This is a genomic window from Mesoplasma grammopterae ATCC 49580, assembly GCF_000701525.1.
GTDB classification, from domain to species: Bacteria; Bacillota_I; Bacilli_A; order Mycoplasmatales; family Mycoplasmataceae; genus Mesoplasma; species Mesoplasma grammopterae.
In genome coordinates this window covers 66,222-87,051 of sequence record NZ_KL370789.1, presented here as the reverse complement: position 1 = coordinate 87,051, position 20,830 = coordinate 66,222, and the positions used below count along the sequence as shown (strand labels likewise).

Genomic DNA, 20,830 nt, shown 5'->3' with positions numbered 1-20,830 from the left:
CACTTCCCATATAACTCCTTAAACTAATTGATTAATGTAAATAAATACATAAATAAGAATACTAGCATGAATGAGTCAAGTCTATCTAAGACTCCTCCATGGCCTGGTATTAAATTTGAAAAATCTTTTATATCATTTTTTCTTTTAATTAGTGAGAAAAATAAATCTCCTAATTGACCTATAAATGAAATTAAAGATGCTAAAAGAATATACAAGAATATAACTAATCCTGTTCCTAAATTGTTTTGAATATTACTCATATAATCTTTAAAAACAGAATGAGAATTAACAAAGAAGAAAAATAATATTGCCATTGTTACTGAAACTATAAAAGCTGTTGTAAATCCTCCGATTGCACCTTCTCAACTTTTTTTAGGAGAAATCTTTGGAGCCATTTTGTGTTTACCAAATGCTATACCAAATATATAAGCAAATGTATCTGTTAATATAACAATTAATCAAATTCAAATTGCTGTTACATAACCAAATCTAATACTTGAATAATCTTGTGAACTATAATCATTTGTTAGTGATATGTAAGTAAATCCTTTCATACCAAATATTATAATTAATGACGTTCCAATGATCATAACCATTTTTTTAAGATTAACTCCTGATAAATAACCTGTTATTGATGAAACGCTTAAAAATATAATTAAATAAATAATTTGCATATATCATTCGGCCAGTTTAGCTTTTAAAACTCAATCTTGATAAATGAATAGATCATTTAGATTTCTTATTGAAGTTATCGGTGCTAAAAATAGTCCTAAAGCTAATAATTCCATAATAATTATAAAAACTTTATTTTTAATCTTTAATGATGTAGATAATTCATATATACAAAACATTAATATAGCAACAGATATACATAGCATAACAATTCCAAGAGCTTGACTAACAGTTTCTGCTTTATTCTTATCGTTTAAATGAACTCATAATTCTTCACTTAATATTGCTGTTGATAAAAATAAAATTATCAGAGCAACTATAATTACACTTGATGAAAATCTTATAAAGAAATTATTATTTTTTAAATTTAAAAATTTACTTTGATTTGATTCTACTTTATTAGTCATAATAAACCTTTCTTTAAAATATAATTATATTAATTTTAGCAAATTTTGCTTTGTTTTTTAACCCTTAAATACAGGTTATTTTTTATTATTTTTTTTATTACGTTTTTTGTTTTCTTTTTCATCTAATTTTTCATGCTTTTTATTTTTTAGTTCAATTGCTATTTTTTCGTTTAATTCTTCTTTAAACTTATTTAGTTCTTCAATTTCTTGTTCTTTTTTAATTCTATATTTTTCAGCTCTATCTAATCTTATTTTTTTAATAGAAGGTATTTCTTCACCATTTTTATATGCTTGTAATAAAATTTGATCTTCTTCTTCTATTTTAAATTTTAAATTTCTAATTAACATTGTTGCTAAAGTTCCTATGAATATACCTACTAAAGCAAATAATACTAAAAATATAACTTTTAAAAATATTGAAAAGCCACCTATTGATAATTTGTCTATTCAAATACTATTAGTTATTAATCCTGTTAAACACAAGGCAATTGCAGTTGTAAAAGTGAAACTATCTTCTTTTTGTCATTTTAAAATATATGTAATTAAATTAATTCCCAATGCTATTAATATATAAGTTATACAAATTATTGTAAGCATTAAATCTTTTAAAGGTAAGTCATTATAATAATTATGAAATTTATCAGTATTCCATGAACTGCCTATAAGTATTCAAATCGCTAGATAAGGTAAAACTACGACTAAGATTTCAAAAATAAAACTTATTCAAATATTTGTTCTTTCAAGATCAAATTCTCTAGTTTTATTTCAGTCCAGGGTTTTTATGTCGCTCATCTGATTCACCTTTTTTCTATTTTTAATTATATCAAAAAATAAAAAAAACAACCTTCCGGTTGTTCTACTTTTTAAATGGAGCAGGTGAAGGGAATCGAACCCTCACAGTCAGCTTGGAAGGCTGAAGTTCTACCATTAAACTACACCTGCATTTTAGACACATAAATATAATATAAGAATTAAATCTATGTGTCAATAATTTTTTAGTTTTTTTGAAATTATTTTCTTAAACCTAATTTAGCAATAATTTCTTTATATCTGTTAACATCTTTTTTAATTAAGAAATCTAATAAGTGTCTTCTTTGAGCAACTTTTTTTAATAAAGTTCTTCTTGTAGGAACATCTTTTTTATGTTCTTTTAAATGTTCAGTCATGTTAGCGATATCTTCTGTTAATAAAGCAATTTGAACTTCAGCTAATCCTGTGTTAGCTTCGCTTCCACCAAATTCTTTAATAATTTCAGTTTTTCTTGTTTTTGAAATCATGATCTGTCTCCCTTTCTTTTTTTGATTTTTAGCGTTTCATCAAAGGTGCATTCATGGGAGCGAATAACATCTTTGGTGAACAATCACTTTTTATATTATAGACTTTTTAAATCTTTATTACAATAAATTTATGTTAACTTCTAATTCATCATCTATTTCAGCAATTTTATTTTCTTTTACAAGTTTTTTTATTTTAGATGTTGATATGTTTTCATCTCTTTTATAAATAAAAACATTTTTTTCTCCAAAATTATATTTTAAATATTCAATATCTCCGCCTTTTTCAAATCCAAATCTAAAGTCACTTCCTTCAACTAACTTGGTTACTCTCAATTTATTTTTAAGTATTTTTACAAATTGCTCTTTTGAAGTATTAATCAAATCATTATTTACTTGTAAAATTATCATTTTATCTATTTGAAAATTTTCATTAATATAGTTTATTTTTTTATTTTCATTTAATAATGTTTCAGTTTCTTTTGTTGGTTTGTGATCAAAAGTTACTATTATAGATTCCAAATTATTTTCTTGAGCAATTGTTTGTGTTTTTTCTATAATCATTTTGTGATATTTATGCAATGCATCAAACATACCTATAGTTACACAAGTTTCTCTTTCATTTTGGTTAATACTATTTATATCAGTTTTAATAACTTTCATTAAATATTTAAACCTCCACGCTTGCATTTGAAGACATTTCCATTTTCTCTCTCATAACAAGCTATAAGTTCTTTTGATTTATTTGAAATGAAAACAATATTGTTTTCAGTTATGATTTCTATTTTTTTACCATGTTCAACACTTAATGTGTCATCTAATTCAATTATTTCATAGTCAGCCATTTTAATTGCGTCAAACATTTTAATCAAATTCGATTCTTCACTATTTTCAATGTTAACAGAATTTTTAATTGTAAAATTTCCTGATTCTATTCTATTTAGACTAGTTACATGAGCAATTGTTTTTAGTTCTTTTGCTATATCTACAATAAGGCTTCTTATATAAGTTCCTTTTGAACAATAAACAGTCATTGATATTTCATTATTTTCATATTTATCTAACGATAGTGAATTAATTTTTATTAGTCTTTTATTCACTTTTACAACTTGATTTTCACGAGCATATTCATAAAGTTTTTTTCCATCAATTTTAATCGCTGAATACATTGGTGGTTCTTGTTCATAAGCAAGCCCATTAAACTTTGATATAACATTTTTAACTTGTTTTTCTTCTATTTTGAAAGGTTCCTGTTCTTCTATTATGTTTCCATCACTATCATATGTATCTGTGGCTTGAAATAGTTTCATAGTAACTTCATATGCTTTATTTTCATTTAAAAAATAATCACTTAATTTTGTTCCATTATTTATTAAACATATAACGACACCAGTAGCTAAAGGATCTAAAGTACCTGCATGCCCTATTTTCTTTACATTTAATTTTCTTTTAAGTTTTTGAATTAAATGATTTGTTGTTAAACCTTTTGGTTTATTTAAAATTATTATTCCTGATTTATTCATACTATTTATTTTATCTTAATTAATTGCAAAAAAATAAAAAATAAGACCTCGATCTTATTTAAATATTTTTTTATGTAGTTGCATATAAGTTATGCTTTTTGTTCATATATCGTTAATAATTATAACTTCGTTATTTAAATCATATTTTTTAATTCTTTGTTTTTGTTGTTTATAAATTGAATAAGTTTCTTTAAAAGGTTTTTTATCTCTTTTTTTCACTCTTAAAAGAGTAGTTAAAAGATTTGCTTTAACTCTTATATACTTATCAACTTCAAGTCCTAGTTCTGGTAATAATGCTGCGTCAATTACAATATTTCCTGGATTTGTTTGAATTAATAACGAGATTTGGTTTTTTATTTCAGGTCAAACAATTGAATTTAATTTATTTAAACTATTTTGATCCTCTGAAATAATTTTTCTTAATTTAGCTCTATTTAAGTTATTTTCAATAAAAGCATTAGGAAAAGCATCTTTTATTTGTTTTTCTATATCTCTTGAATTCAAAACATCCCTTGAAATTTTATCTGCATTTATTACTTTAAATTTTAATTTTTTTATTTTATTTGAAATAGTTGTTTTACCAGCACCTATTGTCCCATAAACTCCAATTATCATATTATCACCCACCCATTAATCTTAGTTGCTTTTCAGCTGACACAAGAGTGACTGTAACTAATGTGTTACTACTTTCATTGATTACAAAAAATATGTTTGTATTAGACGCTGATAAATATAACATTCCGTTAATCTTAAAAGTTTTTGTTGAATTAAAAATATGATTTTTAATTGCTTCTTTAACTTCTCAGTCTTGTTTATCCTGTAATTTAAGTCTTTCTTTAGCTCTTTGTAAAGCGTGCACTGAATAGCCCATACTTGGTTTATAATAATAACTCATTCAATCACGCCCCTTCACAATATATTTTAATCTAAAAATACTTGATTGGAAACCACTTGTCTAATTTCTGGTAAAACTTTGTAAAAAGTATTTCTAACTTTAGCTGATGAAATATTTAGTTCTTTTGCAATTTCTACAAAACTCATTCCATAAATATAAAGTGTAAAAACTTGTTTTGGCATTTTATCAGTATTTTTTGCAAAGTATTGTTCAAATAACTGTGTTCAACCAATTTCATTATATGAGTTTTCTTCAACACTAATATTATTTATCATTTCTTTATATTCATCGCTCATAAAACTGCTTGTTCTCATTCCTTGATTGATTATTTTATACTTATTAGTTACAAATTTTGCACAAACATTCATTGCCTTTCAATAAACAGCATCTACTAAACAACTCTCAAAACTTTTTCTCATATTTCTATCATAATATTTATCTAAAATATCCAAATATGCTTCTCATGCATAAAATTCAAAATCTTCTAACTCTAATGGTATTGAATCAAATTTACTATATGCTTTTTTAATAGCAAAATAAATTCTAGCTTTATTAGAGTTAAACAATTTATATTTTTCTTCTAAAGTTAACTTAACTTTTTTTCTTTTTTTCATCGATTTTTAGTTCCTTTCAATGTCATTATATTATTAATAAAAAATATTGGAAAAAATTTGAAAAAATAAAAAATAGGTTTAAAACCTATTTAATACTCTTTACAGATCTTTCACAATCTATGATGTTTGCTATTGATTTAATTGTTAAAATAATTTGATTTAATTGTGCTGAACTTTTAACTTTAATTGTTAATTCACCATTAACAAGTAAAGATTTATCATCAACACCAAGTTTTACATTTATTGTTGTTGCTTTTAAGTTTGATAATGCTCTTGATATGTCATATAAAAGATTTGGTCTATCTGTAGCAAAATATTTAAGTTTTGTTGTATATAAACTATTTTCAGCAACAGCTGAATTTCATTGTACTTGAACTAAACGTTTTGTTTCTTCTGTTGCATATAGGTTATAACATTCTTTTAAATGAACTTTTATACCATTTCCTGATTTAGCAACATAACCAATAACATCTTCATATGGAATTGGTAAACAACAACTTGCAATTGATGTTTTAATATTTGTTATTCCATCTATAACAATATCATTTTTTAAACTTCTATCATTTATAGTTTTTGATTTAATACTTCTTAAAGCTTCTTCATCCTTTGAGAAATTATGATTAATGAAGAATTTATCAGTAGCTTCTACAATAGAGATTTCACCTTTACCAACACTAATTAAAAACTCTTCAAGATTAGCATAACCTGCTTTTTTAACAGCTTCAAGAATTTCACTTTGAGATTTTCTTTTTCATTTTATTTCTTTTTGATTAATATATGAGTTAATTAAATTTTCTGTTTTTCTTGCTAATTCTTTTCTATCTTCATCAAATGAATTATCTTCTTTTAGTTTATTACCTAAGTATTTTCTAATTCTATTTTTAGCATTTGATGTAGTAGCTATTTTTAATCATTCATGTGTTGGTTGTTGTTTAGAAGATGTTTTAATTTCAACAACTTGTCCTGATTCTAAAACTGTGTTTATTGGAGAGAATATACCATCAATTTTTGCTCCTGTAGTTTTTTCTCCTATTTCAGTGTGTATTCTGTAAGCAAAGTCTAATACAGTTGCTCCATAAGGCAAGGTAATTACATTTTGGGTTGGAGTTAGAACATAAATCATTGATCCAAAAACATCTTTTTGCAATTGATTTTCTAATTCTTTTTCCTTTGAATTTTCTTCTTCATTTATTTGATCTGTTAAATCCAAAATTCTGCTAAATATATCAATTTGTTCGTCAATTTGTTTTTGTCTCTTAGCAATATCTACAACTTCACCTTCTTTATATCTTCAGTGAGCAGCAGCACCAGCTTCAGCGACATCATCCATTTGCTGAGTTCTTATTTGAACTTCAAAAAACATTCCCTTATTATTACTTAAAGTAGTATGCAATGACTGATAAACGTTATTTTTAGGTGTTGCAATATAATCTTTAAATCTTCCTGATAATGGTAAGTATTTTTGGTGTAAATACCCTAAAATTTTGTAACAGTCATCTGTTGATTTTGCAATTATCCTAATTGCAACAAGGTCATGTAATTCTTCAAATTGTTTACCATTGACATTCATTTTTCTGTAAATTGAATAAATTGTTTTTTCTCTTCCAAAAATATCAATTATTTTAATGTGTTTTTCTTTTCTTAAGAAAAACGAAATATCATCAATTGTTTTAGCAATATTAACTTCCCTAGATTCACGACCTTTTTCAATTAAATTTTCAATGTCTGTAAAATCATTTGGATTTAAAACTTTAAATGCCATGTCTTCTAATTTAGATTTAGCATTCTTCATTCCTATACGGTGAGCAATAGCTGCATAAATAGTTAATGTCTCTTTAGCAACTACTCTTTGTTTTTCTTCTGGTAAATTTTCAATTGTTAACATATTGTGTAATCTATCAGCAATTTTAATAATAATAACCCTTATATCTTTTGCCATAGAAATATACAATTTTCTTAAATATTCTGATTTTATTTGTTCACGATTTTCTTCGGCGAAATAACTAACTTTAGTTACAGATTCAACAAGTGATGCTATTTCTTTTCCAAATTTCTCTTCTATTTCTTCAATTTTTACAGGTGTGTCTTCAACAACATCATGTAATAAACCAGCTTTAATAGTTTTTGGTCCCATTTGTAGTTGTGCTAAATAGTATGCAGTTGAAAGTGGGTGATAAATATAGGGATCTCCATTTTTACGTTTTTGTTCGCTATGCATTTTTTCAGCAAACAAATAAGCTTCCTTAATTTTAATTAATGCTTTTCTATCTTTAATATATTTTTTTAATTCATTTTCTAGTGTTATATAGTCTTTTATCTCAACAATATTTAAGTTTGTTGAAGCTCTTTTACTAGTTCTTCTAGGTAATATTATACCAGCCATGAAATCACCCATTCTATTTTTAAAATTATAACAAAAAAAAATAGACTTAAAATAAGTCTATACACTCTTATATAATTAATTTTGACTTTTACAAAAACATTTATTTAAATGATCATCAATTATTCCTATTGCTTGTAAAAATGAATAAACAATAACAGGTCCTACAAATTTAAATCCTCTTTTTCTTAAATCTACTGATATTGTGTTTGATAAATTTGATTCAGCTGGTACTTCACTAATTGAATTTCAATTATTAATAACTTGTTTGTTATTTGTAAAAGTTGAAATGTAATTATAAAAAGAACCAAATTGTATTTGAATTTCTTTAAAAGCTTTCGCGTTTGAAATTGCTGATTTAATTTTTAGTTTATTTCTTATAATACCTTTATTATTCATTAATTGATTTATTTTATTTTCATCATAGTTAATAATCTTTTCTAAATCAAAATTATCAAATGCTTTTTTGAATTCTTCTCTTTTAAGTAAAATTGTTAATCAATTTAAACCCGCTTGCATATTTTCTAATATGAGTAATTCAAATATGTAATCATCATTTTGAGTTATTTTTCCTCACTCATTATCATGATATTCATTTAAAATAGCATTTGATGATCAATCACATCTTTGTTTGTTTTTCATAAATATACCTTTCTGTTTTAAATAAAAAAACACCTATTTTAATTATAGGTGTTAATCTTAATATTTAACAAGTTTTTGAACTTTGTATTCTTGTAATAGATTTTCATCGTGTAATGCTGGTAAATCAATTAAGAATGAAACTCCCTCAACTTTACCATCTTGCATTTCAACTAATTTAACAATAGCTTCAATTGTTCCACCAGTTGCAAGTACATCATCTATGATAACTACTTTATCATCTGGTTTAATATCACCTTTGTGCATTTGTTGATGATTTGTTCCATACTCTAAAGTATATTCAATATCAATAACTTCACGAGGTAATTTACCAGGTTTTCTAACTAATACAAATCTAGTATGTGATTTATAAGCTACAGCACTTGCAAATAAGAATCCTCTTGCTTCTGGAGCAACTACAACATTAGCTCCACATTCAATAACAAATTTTGCCATTTCATCAATTACATAAGCAAAAGCATCAGCATCATTTAATAATGGTGTTACATCTTTAAAGTCAATTCCATCAATTGGGAAATCCTTAACATTTAAAATATGTTTTTTTAAATCCATATATTTACTCCTTTTAATTAATCGTTAATATCTTTAACTATTTGTTCTTCTTGAGAAACACTAGTTTGAGAGATAAATTCTTTTCTACCATAGTTTGAAACTATTCTTCGTTTTTCTAATCATATCAATAAAGGTAATGACATTGTTAAGATTACGATGTTTGCTACAAATACACCAATTAATAATGTAATTCCAACTCCAGCTAGAGAAGGTATTGTAACAGCTAAAATAATTGCAAATAATAAGTAGAATCCTGAAATATAAACTAATCTATTCATTCCAAATCTTAATGAATCAACAAATAATGTTTTAGCAAATTGATTATCTTTTAATATTGATGATATTTCTTTTCTACCAGCTTTTTTAGCAGCCTTAATTGCTTTTCTTAAAGGTTTTAGATCAGTTTTATTTTCTTTTCTAATTGCTTTAATTTCTTTTCTTAATTCTGCTATTTTAGGTATTCTATTTGATTTAAATATAGCTTTAAATGCATCTCATGTATAGAATTTTGATTTTTTAGCTATTTTAATATCAACTATTTTTCTTCTAATATCTTTAATACGTTTTTTATTAGCTCTATTTAAAGCTTTTTTATTATTTATTGCTTCTAAGACTTTGTGTTTAATAATTGCTTGAGCATTAGCTTCTTTATCAAATTCGAATCTTAACTCATTTTTATTTTTTATAGATATTAAAGTTTTTGTTTTACCAAGGATAAATATTACAGACATAATTGTGAATGCTGCAATTGAAATCATTGTTACCAATATTTCTGTACTTATTGGTACTCTGAACATAATTACTAGAGATGTTGTAATTAAAACAACAACTACAAGCGCTAGTGCTAAGGCAACATAGTAAGTTCATTTATATCTAATTAATATATAAACAATTAAAATTAAAATTAAAATTGCGAATGAAATTAATATTTGATTAATTTGACCATATGCGGTAAATGGAATTTGATACATTCCTAAAATACCTCTTGATTCATTAGTATAATTACTTCCTAAACGAGTTCTACCTGTAAAAATACTATTTAATAATCTTTTAGTTCTAGTAATGTTTGTTTGGTTTGATAATTCAATTTGAATATATGGCATTAAATTTTCAGCTGATGAATTCTCAGTTTGATCACCATATGTAGTTCCTGATTCAATAGAATTTAAAGAAGTTGTTCCTTTGTAACCTGAATAGAATACTTTAACTAAATTATTGTCAAATACATATTGAACTGTATACTCACTTAATCAAGCAACAAACTCAATATTATCTGCACCAGATTCAATGTCTGTTAATCTTCAGTCATCAAAAGCTTTTTGTTTAGCAACTTGCTCAAACTCATTTGCTTGTTCCTCAGATTGATTTTCTGCTATTTTAGTAACAACATTATCAAAATTGTTTCCTGGTAATTCATATAAATATTCACCATAAACAATATAAGTATTATCTTTACCAAACAAGTTTGAATAGTTAGGACCTACAGTAGCAGCTACAACACCACCAATTACTGAAAACACTAATAGTAAAACTATAATAATTCTATTTATATTGAAGATTCAATTTTGATTTCTTTTTGTTTTTACTTCTTCAATTACTTTACCTTCAGCATTAGTTGAAATTGCTTTTGCAACGTCTCTATTAACTTTTAAGAATGAGATTCAATCTTTTTTATATCAACGAATTTTTTTCTCTGTTTTTTCAAGAGATTCAATTTTTTGATTTAATTTGATAGTTTTTTCTTTATTCTTATAAATTGATTTTTTATTATAATCTTTTTCTTTATTTTCAATTTTAATTTTTAAAGCTTCAATTAAATCATTAATTCTCTTAATTTTTAATAACTCTTTTGAACTAACTTTTTCTTTATTAGTTAATATATTTAATTGATATTCATATTTTGATAAATTGATTTTATCTCTAATTGCAACACCAGATTTGATATCTTTTGTATCAATTGGCAATCACAATGGGTGATTTTTAAAAATTTGAATTTTAACTGTTAAGTAGATCATTAATCTAAATACAACAATTACTAAAAATAATATAATTGCTGTTGATACTGTTGCAACAGTTGCAAAGTTTTTTAATGAACCTGTTCCAATTCAAAAAATAATTAAATTTGGAATTAATATTAATATAAATGAATCAAGTATTATACCTAAGTTTTCTTTATAAGATAGTTTAAATGATTCAGTAATTGATCTTTTTTCTTTATTTAAGTGTTTTTTAAATGCTTCAATCGTCAGAATACATGATTCTAATACAAGACCTAACATTATGAAAATTAAAGTATAAATTTCTATACCAATTGCTATTCCAAATAGAGTGGGAGTAAACAATGTTATGAAAACTGATGTTACAGCAATTATTAATGTATAAATACCTAATAATCTGTAAGCAATAACTAAGAATATCATTGTAACAATAGCTAATATTAGCAAGAATATAATAGATGCTAATAACATGTATAAAGTTATTTCTGGATTAAATTCAGTTAATTTTATAACTTTAAAACTAAATCCTGAAGTTGTTTGTGAAATTGAGGCTTCAATTGTTTTTGCAATTGTTGCTGATCTAGTTTTTACTTTTAATTGGCTTGTAGCACCGTTATAAACAACACTAGGTGTAAATGTTGCTCTTGACATTGTCTCTGACGCAGAAGAAACTCCAGTCTGAGTCACTGAATCATTTATCATGATAAAGTTTTTTTCAAAAATTGATTCATCAAGATATTGAGAAAATGTTGAAGTTGATGATTTTTGAGCAAATAATACATTTGATAACATAACATCATTCATAACTTTAGCTACTTCATCAATTCTCATTGATTGTGTTCCTAAAGTTACATCTTCTGAATATTTACCTGCAGGATTACCATTTTCTGGTTCTTTTTTAAAGTCTTCAGTTTTTGAATTTGGATCAATAACATATTTATTTACATTATTTACAAAATTATAAGTATAGTTTGTTGGTGCAGTTCTGCCCTCAAATGTTCCATATAATAATGCTTTTAAATCATTTACAATAAGTTCAACATTATTTGAATTATTGAATAACATTTTTTCATTAGACGCACTATCTGTTCATCATTTATTAAAGCTCCCTGAAATTAAAGAAGTTGATTGCATTTGACCATTTGAAGTCATGTATGAAACAGAGAAAAAATCATCTATGACGGCTCTTTGCTGAGCAGTAGTAGTTGTACTTGTATAAAAACTTAAAATCGGTTGAATTACACCCCTATAGTAGTTTTCTAAGTAAGTATCAATTGATTTTTCATTAGGTGCTTGTAAGAAATATTCTCTAAGATTGTTTAAGATTGTTTCAAATGATGATATAACTGTTAAATTTGCGGGTGTTGAAGTTCCACCTTCTGTTGCAGTTGTTGCAGCTGTTAAGTTTTTTAAATAGCTACCATTTGATCCTTCTTCAAAAGTTAAAAATGGTGAGTTTTGTTGACCTGATCCACTTTCAGATTTATCTGGAGTATATTTAACTGATCCAAAAATTTCTGAAATTGCTAACTTATTAGTAATTTCATTGTTGCTATCATATATTCCATTTTCTGAAGCTGTTATTTTTTTAACTGCAGTATCATCAAATAAAATATCTGTATATACATTATTTGTTTGAGTAAATGCCATCAATCCACCGTCTTGCTCGATTGCATTTATAAATAATCTAGGGTTGTTTTGGTATTGTTCTTTTGTTGCTCTAATAGAAACCCTATGTTGCCCTACAACTTTAACATCAATTGTGTTATCTGAAAATGGAGATAATTTAGTTTGTAGAGATTCAGCAGCTAGTCTAGCGTCACCATTTGGAGTTGAAGTTCCTTGTGTTGCATTTTGTTTTTCATCATATACTTCAACAAGCGCATCATATCCACCTGAATATCTAGTATTTAAATTTGTTTTATTAGCAATGCTCAATGAAGAGAAAATAATTGAAATTATTAAAGAAAACACAATTAAAATAAGACAAAGAGATTGTGCTATTTTCTTAAATGAAGTTTTTTTATTATTCATTTATTTACTCCTCCTTGCTTGAAAAGTTAATACTTAAAATAAAAAGTATAATCTATAAAAGATTATACCTCATTTTGTATATTAACACCATTTTTTTTCATTTTTTTGTGTGTCTTAATAATAGTGTTGCTTTCAATTTTTTTCATTAATTTACCATTATTCATGAATTCTTCAGTTAATGCTTTTTCACGTAATTCATTATCAAATGTATAACTAAAGTTTTTACCTTTAACAGCTTTACTTCCAATTATATTAATTATCATGTCTTCATCTATTTTGATTAAATAGTCTTCAATCTTATTAAAGTATAGTAAAGGCATAGAAATCATAATTAAATCTTGCTCTTGATCATTTCAAGCATTTTTCTTTGAAGCAACAGTTCTTCAAATAAAAATATTGTTTGTATAACCAACACTAAATAAATATTGTTGAACTTCGTTAATTTTGTTTGTTGATATAAATAAGTTCAAAATTTTATTTTTAGGATAAAGTCTATTAACAGTTAATCCTTGTGTAATTATTAATGTTAAAGATGCAAATAAACTTGGCCCAATAATTCATTTGAATTTCATTTTTCAAACTAATGATGAAGTGTAATATGAATCATACTCAGATGATGATGAGATATATTTTGAAATATTAAATCAATCTTCATTGTTTCAATTTCCAGTTTGTAAATTTTGTCAACTATTATATAAGTCTATTGAAACTTTATCCTCAGCAGATAGTATAGGATCTAGCGCTTTTCCTAAATCTGAATTTATCAACTCATTTCAACTATTATATTCATTGTAAATAGCACTTAGCTTAATTGTCTGATCAATGTGTTGTGTTTTTAAAATAATTGTGTTCAAACAAATAACAATAAATAATATGAAAATATTTATTTTTATATTTAATGAACCAATATCTTTGTTTAATTTTTTAGAATAATAATAAGTAACTCAGTCACTTCCACCAGTTGATGCATTTCCTTTATATGTAATTGAATAACTAAATCCGTTAATCATCCCACCAAAGATAGCAAAAGCAAAAATTCAAATAATTGCTCCTCAAGCACCCGGCAAAGAACTAATTAAATTGTAATCAATAAGTAAACTAAATTCATTAGGGTTTATGTATGGAATATTTTGTAATATTAAATCAAAGAAAATTGAAATAATTGAATAAATTAATGTAAGAGTTGAAAACTTTCATCCTATTTTTATAAATCCAAAAATTACTAAAGGAATATTCATAATAAAGTAAACTATAAAATAAAGTGTACTTGCTGAAATTGTTATATTATTAGCTCCTATTATAGATAGGAAACGAGCTATGGCACCTAAACCACCAGGGAATAATCCAGCATTACCAGTTATAGATATAAAATAATCTATTGCAATAGTTGAAAGGAATGCACCTATTAAAACAAATAAAAGATCTTTTCAAAATCCAATAGCATAATAGTTTCTAACCTCGAAAGCTTGCTTACCTTTATTGAATTCTGTTTCATAGTTTTTTTCATAGCTTGGATCATTTTTTACTATTGTTATTTCTTCGGGTGAAAGTAGTAAAGCTTTTTTACCATTAGATGAATAAATTTTTATTCTTTTTTTTCTTGCCATATCTACTTTCCTTTGATTTGATTATTTCTATTTTTAATAATACTAAAAAATATAAAAATAAAAAGCAGAATAATCCACTTTTTTAAATATTAATCAAATAATTCTTCACGACGTTTTCTATACTTTTCTTTTTTGATTTTATCAATACTTTTTTTAATATGTTCACGACGTTTTTTTCTTGTAATTTCATCAAGTTCTCTTTTTCTTTTTTTCTTATAACCAGGTTTAACTTTTTGATTACTATACTTTGCAATAACTTTTTTTGAATCAGTATCTAAGTCTTCATAATGCTTAGCTTTTTTCTTGTTTTTATTTCTTATTTCAATTAGCTGATTATTGTCCATTCTTAAGCGAACAAACTCAATTCCAATTTTCTCTAGAGCTTCAATTTTTTCTTGATTCTTAACATTAAATAAAACATAACTTTCACCAGTCATCTTGCTTCTACCAGTTCTTCCACTTCTGTGTATGTAATATGAAAGATCTGTTGGTAAGTCAATTGAAATAACATGACTGACACCAATTATGTCAACACCCCTTGCAGCCACGTCTGTTGCAACAACAAACTTAAATTCATTGTTTTTAATTTTTTTAAGCATATTCATTCTTGTTCTTGGTTGTAAATCACCATGTAGTTCACCAACATTTTGACCTGTTATTTCACGAATTAATTTAACATACTTAGGAATGTCTTCTTTATGGTTTGAAAATATAAGACATAAATATGGATTAATTGAATTTAAAAGATTTGATAATACTAAATCAGTTTCTCTATTCTTTGTTTCAATTAAAACGTGTTTTATGTTTTTGCTTGATACATTTTTTTCAGTTACATCTATAAAATGTGCATTTCTAGCATACTTAGAAACAAAAGGTCTTAATTGTTCGGGAATAGTTGCACTAAACATAGATAAGTTTACATTTTGTTTTGCTTTTGAAACAACAAAATCAACATCTTCAATGAAACCTAAATCAAATATCATGTCACACTCATCAATAATAATGTAATCTGATGTTGTAGCTTTAAGATGATTTTGTTCATATAACTCTTTAATTCTTGTTGGTGTACCAACAGCAATTGTTGGTTGTCTTTTACCTAAGGATTCAATTTGTTTATTTATGTCTTCTCCACCAATAAATAAATCTACTTTTAATTGATGCTCATTTTTTGTGAAAGGCTTAACATTATCAAAAATTTGTTTTGCCAATTCTCTTGTTGGTGCAATAATTAATGCTTGTACATTTTTCTTATCTTGATCAAATTTTAAATTATTTAAAATAGGTAGTAAAAAAGCATGAGTTTTTCCTGTCCCTGTGTGAGAAAGAGCAATAACATTTTGATGTTTTTTGATTAAAGGTATTATCTCAGTTTGAATTCTAGTTGGTGTTTCAAAATTTATTTCTTTTAAAGTATCATTAATGTATTTTTTGAAACCAAAATCACTAAACTTTCTTTCGTTATTATTTGACATAGTATTGTTCCTTTATATCTACTTTCTTTATCTTTAAATCTTTAAAATTATTTGACAATCTTTCTTCAATATCATTAATGAAATAGTTTTCCATGTAATGACCAACAGTTATTAAAGTTACATTATTGTCATTTGCATATATTCAATCACTTCACTTAGCTTCACCAGTTATGAAAATGCAATCTTGAATTTGTTTAGAAATCATTGAACTAGCTCCGCTTCCTTGATTTATTAAAAATTTAGATACTTTAAAATTTTCATATGAATTTATTTGAACTGTTTCAACTTGAAAAATATTCTTCAAGTTTTGAATTAAATCAACTCTTGATATGTCACTATTTAAATTAACTTCTAAATACTCTTTATTAAATAATGGAAATTTTGCACTCTTTATTTTAAATACTTTTGTTAACTGATCAATAAAAGCTTTATATCCACAAATATCATAATTTGTATGAATTGAAAAAACATATATATCTTCTTTTGTTAAATATTTAATTAGTTCTTTTTTAAAGGGATTCTCTTTCTCTTTATTTAATTCATTAAATATAAAAGGGTGTCTAGTAATAATAAAATCAATTTTACTACTTTTCATTTGTTTTAATGACTCATTATTTAAATCCATTGTGATCAAAACGTTTGAAATTTCTTTATCAAAATTAACCACTTTTTTATTAAATTTTTGAATACCTACATTATCTCATTCATAACCTTTGTTAGCAGGAAACTTTTTTTCTAAATATTTAATCAATTTTATTAATTTCATTTAAGTATCCTCTAATTTCTATAATCTTATTTGTTATTTCTTCATGAGAATTATAGTGTTTTTCAACATCAATTTTACTTAATATTTTTTCAAACTTTTTAATTTCATTATCATAGTATTTTATAACTTCATCATTATTTATAAAGTATTTTTTGTTTCCAAAAGAAATATCGCTTTTCGTAATTAAGTTAGTTTTGTTTTTTTCAATAACAATTACTCAATAACCTTTTTTGCTATCAATTATAAAATCTTCAAAGCTTATTGAATATTGTTTTTCAAAAACTCATTCTCTTATGTTACTAATTTCTGTATTAGAACAAATAATGTACTTACCAATTTTATTATTATCTTTTTTTACAATATCAAGAATGGTTGTACTGCCTAAACCGCAAATTGTAACAACATCAATAAATTGAATTTGTTCTTCTAAAACAAAATCCAAACCATCACTTAAGATAGTTTGTATTTGATTATTGCAGTTATACATGTTGATGTTCTTTTTAGCTCAACCTAAAGGTTCATCATTAACATCAACAGCATAAGCAAACTTAGTTCTTTTTTCTTTAACTAAAGTTATTGGTAAATATGCATGATCTGTACCAATATCTGCGACAACATTGCAAGAATCAATTAATTCAGCAATAGTTCTTAGTCTTTTTGTCAGCATATTAACCTTTGTAAAATTCTTTTAAAACTTTACCTGATTTATTAGCATTTGCAGGTTGTTTTAATTTTCTAATTGTTTTAGCTTCAATTTGTCTGATTCTTTCTCTTGTAACATTTAATTCTTTACCAACTTCTTCTAAAGTTTTTGATGCTTCATATTTTAATAAATGGTCTTGAATTATTTTACTGTCAACTGTTCTGATTTTTTCAACAGGAGTCTCTAAGTGAATATCTAGTTTATTAATTGCTTTAGCTAATTCTCCAGCAGTTTCATCATTACATTCTTCAGCAAGTCTAATTAATGTTCTAACTTTTGTTGGAACAATCCCGTATCTCATACGGATAACTTTTTCTTCTCTTGCTGGCATATCTTCAAATACTTTGTCTATAACTTCTCTTAAAATTTCTTTTTCAGTAAAGTCTGTTGGAGAAATCATATCTTTGTCTTCAACAAAATCTCCAAAGTGAGTATCATCTTCATCACCAAATGGTTTTTCTAAACTAACAGGTTCAACAGCAATTTTTTTAATTTCAACAACTTTTTCAGCTGTCATGTCTCCACCCATTCTTTCTGCAACTTCTTTTGATGATGGTTCTCTTCCTAGTTCTTGAGTTAATTGTCTTTCAATTCTAGAAAGTTTATTAATTGTTTCAACCATATGAACTGGTATTCTAATTGTTCTAGCTTGATCAGCAATAGCTCTTGTTATAGCTTGACGAATTCATCATGTTGCATATGTTGAAAACTTAAATCCTTTTTCATAATCAAATTTATCAACAGCTTTAATTAAACCAATATTTCCCTCTTCAATTAAATCTGCAAAATCTAAACCTCTATTTAAATGTTTTCTAGCAACTGAAATAACTAATTTTAAGTTAGAAGTGATTAACATATCTCTTCCTTCTTTTCTTTCTTCTGGATCTTCTGAATTAGCTAATTTAGCATAAACAATTTCTTGATCTTTAGTTAAAATTTTAGTTTGTCCAATAGTTGAAAAGTATGTTTTAATTAAATCTTGAATTTTAGTCTCATTTGAAATTGATCCAACTCTGTATTTAGTTGTACCAGCATCTTTTGGTCTTCTACCTGGGCCTTTTCTTTCTCCGATTAATTCATCAGCATAAGCATCATCGTCGCTTACTTCAGCGTCTTCTTCAACTTCTTCATCAAGATCAATTTCTTCATCAATATCAATATCTTCTAAATCTGTGAATTGAATTCCTTTTGCTTGTAAATCTTCTAATAATTTTTCATATTCATTATCAGTTGCATTTGCAAAGATTTTACTAAAACTCATTTGAACTTCTTCAGATGTTATTTCATTATTATTTTGTTTTGCAAATTCTACTGTTGATTCATAAAAATCTTCAATTGTTTTAATTTTTGCTATTTCTTTTTTATCCATATATTTTTTCATATAGTTACCTCTTTCATTAGTTGTTCTTATCGTTAAAATTTCCTAGTCATTCTTCTCTTTTTTTAATTCTTTCAGATAAAATGTCCATTAAATTATCTCGATCGTTTTTACTCAAATTATTTGAATTTAACATTTCATTAATTTCTGCTATTTTTTTCTCATTAGAATACATTTTTAATTTTTCAAATGAATTTTCAATTAGCTTAGCTGTATTTGTTTCAGGTTTTATTCTTACCATTAATGGATCAGATTCATACAAGTTTATTTCTTCAAGTGTTTCTTGAGAAAAGTTTTGATTAATTATTTCTTTTATTTCAGTCTCGTTGTAATTCATGTTTTCTTCGTAAGAATTAATTATTTTTAAAATTAATCTTCCAAATTCTTTATGTGGGAATTTTACTTCTCTAATTTTATCTTTTATCAGTTCTAAGTTTTTATTAGATTTTATTAAATCAAATAAAATAGTTTTTTCTGCCAATTCATAAGCTTTTAATGAAGACAAAATATTAAAACTCGTATTTTTATTATTAACTTCTTGTTTTTCAGAACTTGTTTTAACTTCTTCAACCATACTGTTAGAAATATTATTTAATTGTTTATTTGATATTTTTTTATAAAAATTAATAATTGCTTCTTTTGAAAGACCAGTTATTTTTTCAAGTTCCTCAATTGAAGTTTCATAAAGTATATTGTTGTTACACTTTAATACAAATGAACATATTTCTTTCATAAATTCTTCAACAGAATTAAAATCTTTTGAATTAACTTTTGGTCAACGTTTTGAAATAATGTATTCCAAAGGATTTAAAGCTTCAGAAATCATTTTTTCAATTTCAGCTTTTTTACCTTGTTTTATTAATTCATCTGGATCGTTATTTGTAGGGTTATTAACTACCAGTACCTTTTTATTATTTAAAATTAATGTTTGGGAAGCCTCTATATTACCCTTTATACCAGGCTCATCACCATCCAAAAACATTTTTATAGTTCCTTTAATATTTTTGAAAATATTAACATGATATTGTGAAAGAGCGGTTCCCATTAAAGCTATTGTGTTATCTATTCCATTTTTATGCAAACTGATAACATCCATGTATCCTTCTAAAACAATTAATTCTTTTTTAATTCGCGCTGATTTAATAGCCTCACTAAAGTTGTAAGCTATTTTTCTTTTTGAAAATACTGGCGTTTCTTTTGTATTTAAATATTTTGGTTTTTCAGAATTTGTTTCAATAATTCTTCCACTAAAACCAATTAATTCTTTATTTTCATTTCTTATTGGAAACATTATTCTATCAGTAAAAATATCATACATTTTTTGGCGATCTTCGTTATAAGTCCCCAATCCAGCTTCAACAATATCTGATATGTTGTATCCTTTGCTTATTAAGTGTTCAACTAAACTATTATGCTTTGGTAAAAATCCTATTTCAAAAAATGCAATATCTTCATTTGTTATGTCTCTTGAATGAAGGTATTTGACAGCAGGCTTTGCTTCATTAGATCTTAAGTTTAATTTAAAAAATGCTAAAGATTCTTCATTAAGTTTATAAATAATTGTATTTTTATTTTGTTTAACTGGATTTTCATTTTCAAATTTAGACAAATCATAGTTTAATATAACTGCTAATTTTTTTATAGCTTCTTGAAAACTTATATTATCAAAGTCTTTAACAAAGTCTAAAACTGTACCAGAAACTTGGCAAGAAAAACATTTGAAAAATTTTTTTTCTGGTGAAACAGACATTGAAGCATTTTGGTCTTGATGAAAGGGACATAAACCTCAAAAGTTTCTACCTTTTTTTGAAAGTGCTACTCTTTCGCTTACAATTGAAACTATGTCTGATTTTTCAATAATATCGTCAATAACTTCTTTTGGTATTAACATGAGTA

The 20,830-nt window shown here is 25.1% G+C and carries 18 protein-coding genes and 1 tRNA gene; all 19 read right to left on the bottom strand.

Annotated features, from left to right (window positions below; all coding sequences use genetic code 4):
• Positions 1–23: 23 nt before the first annotated feature.
• Positions 24–1,079: a phosphatidate cytidylyltransferase gene (locus tag T314_RS0103110; protein ID WP_029512142.1), complete on the bottom strand. Its 1,056-nt coding sequence runs from the start codon at positions 1,077–1,079 to the stop codon at positions 24–26.
• A gap of 75 nt (positions 1,080–1,154) precedes the next feature.
• Positions 1,155–1,871: a DxFTY motif-containing membrane protein gene (locus T314_RS0103105; RefSeq protein ID WP_029512141.1), complete on the bottom strand. Its 717-nt coding sequence runs from the start codon at positions 1,869–1,871 to the stop codon at positions 1,155–1,157.
• A gap of 76 nt (positions 1,872–1,947) precedes the next feature.
• A tRNA-Gly gene (locus T314_RS0103100) sits at positions 1,948–2,021 on the bottom strand.
• A 68-nt stretch (positions 2,022–2,089) separates the two neighbouring features.
• Positions 2,090–2,356: a 30S ribosomal protein S15 gene (rpsO, locus tag T314_RS0103095; protein WP_029512140.1), complete on the bottom strand. Its 267-nt coding sequence runs from the start codon at positions 2,354–2,356 to the stop codon at positions 2,090–2,092.
• Positions 2,357–2,473: 117 nt separating this feature from the next.
• Complete coding sequence (locus T314_RS0103090; protein WP_029512139.1) at positions 2,474–3,016, bottom strand: nucleotidyl transferase family protein; 543 nt, start codon at positions 3,014–3,016, stop codon at positions 2,474–2,476.
• Positions 3,016–3,876 carry a tRNA pseudouridine(55) synthase TruB gene (truB, locus tag T314_RS0103085; RefSeq protein ID WP_029512138.1) on the bottom strand — a complete coding sequence of 287 codons (861 nt, stop codon included), beginning with the start codon at positions 3,874–3,876 and terminating at the stop codon, positions 3,016–3,018. The genes T314_RS0103090 and truB overlap by 1 nt, the downstream gene beginning before the upstream one ends.
• 54 nt (positions 3,877–3,930) lie before the next feature.
• Positions 3,931–4,491, bottom strand: coding sequence for a dephospho-CoA kinase (gene coaE / locus T314_RS0103080; RefSeq protein WP_029512137.1), 561 nt, complete (start codon positions 4,489–4,491; stop codon positions 3,931–3,933).
• Position 4,492: 1 nt separating this feature from the next.
• Positions 4,493–4,771 (bottom strand): hypothetical protein, encoded by a 279-nt coding sequence (locus tag T314_RS0103075; protein ID WP_011183177.1) that lies wholly within the window; start codon positions 4,769–4,771, stop codon positions 4,493–4,495.
• A gap of 26 nt (positions 4,772–4,797) precedes the next feature.
• The gene (locus T314_RS03845) at positions 4,798–5,385 is read right to left on the bottom strand and encodes a sigma factor-like helix-turn-helix DNA-binding protein (RefSeq protein WP_036237558.1); all 588 of its coding nucleotides are present in this window, start codon (positions 5,383–5,385) and stop codon (positions 4,798–4,800) included.
• Between the two features lie 85 nt (positions 5,386–5,470).
• On the bottom strand, positions 5,471–7,768 hold the full coding sequence (locus T314_RS0103065; RefSeq protein ID WP_051612899.1) for a RelA/SpoT family protein: 2,298 nt from the start codon (positions 7,766–7,768) through the stop codon (positions 5,471–5,473).
• Between the two features lie 75 nt (positions 7,769–7,843).
• The gene (locus tag T314_RS0103060; protein ID WP_029512135.1) at positions 7,844–8,407 is read right to left on the bottom strand and encodes a DNA-3-methyladenine glycosylase I; all 564 of its coding nucleotides are present in this window, start codon (positions 8,405–8,407) and stop codon (positions 7,844–7,846) included.
• Between the two features lie 57 nt (positions 8,408–8,464).
• The gene (locus T314_RS0103055) at positions 8,465–8,977 is read right to left on the bottom strand and encodes an adenine phosphoribosyltransferase (protein ID WP_029512134.1); all 513 of its coding nucleotides are present in this window, start codon (positions 8,975–8,977) and stop codon (positions 8,465–8,467) included.
• 17 nt (positions 8,978–8,994) lie between these two features.
• On the bottom strand, positions 8,995–13,008 hold the full coding sequence (locus T314_RS0103050) for a protein translocase SecDF, variant type (RefSeq protein WP_029512133.1): 4,014 nt from the start codon (positions 13,006–13,008) through the stop codon (positions 8,995–8,997).
• A gap of 62 nt (positions 13,009–13,070) precedes the next feature.
• Positions 13,071–14,615: a YitT family ABC transporter gene (locus T314_RS0103045; RefSeq protein WP_051612898.1), complete on the bottom strand. Its 1,545-nt coding sequence runs from the start codon at positions 14,613–14,615 to the stop codon at positions 13,071–13,073.
• 89 nt (positions 14,616–14,704) lie between these two features.
• A complete protein-coding gene (locus tag T314_RS0103040) occupies positions 14,705–16,087 on the bottom strand; it encodes a DEAD/DEAH box helicase (RefSeq protein ID WP_029512131.1) in 1,383 nt (460 codons plus the stop codon).
• Positions 16,077–16,853, bottom strand: coding sequence for a Nif3-like dinuclear metal center hexameric protein (locus T314_RS0103035; RefSeq protein ID WP_029512130.1), 777 nt, complete (start codon positions 16,851–16,853; stop codon positions 16,077–16,079). Before T314_RS0103035 ends, T314_RS0103040 begins: the two co-directional genes overlap by 11 nt.
• Positions 16,831–17,520: a tRNA (adenine(22)-N(1))-methyltransferase gene (locus tag T314_RS0103030; RefSeq protein WP_029512129.1), complete on the bottom strand. Its 690-nt coding sequence runs from the start codon at positions 17,518–17,520 to the stop codon at positions 16,831–16,833. Before T314_RS0103030 ends, T314_RS0103035 begins: the two co-directional genes overlap by 23 nt.
• A 1-nt stretch (position 17,521) precedes the next feature.
• A complete protein-coding gene (locus T314_RS0103025) occupies positions 17,522–18,937 on the bottom strand; it encodes a sigma-70 family RNA polymerase sigma factor (RefSeq protein ID WP_029512128.1) in 1,416 nt (471 codons plus the stop codon).
• Positions 18,938–18,953: 16 nt separating this feature from the next.
• On the bottom strand, positions 18,954–20,825 hold the full coding sequence (dnaG, locus tag T314_RS0103020; protein WP_029512127.1) for a DNA primase: 1,872 nt from the start codon (positions 20,823–20,825) through the stop codon (positions 18,954–18,956).
• Between the last annotated feature and the right edge of the window lie 5 nt (positions 20,826–20,830).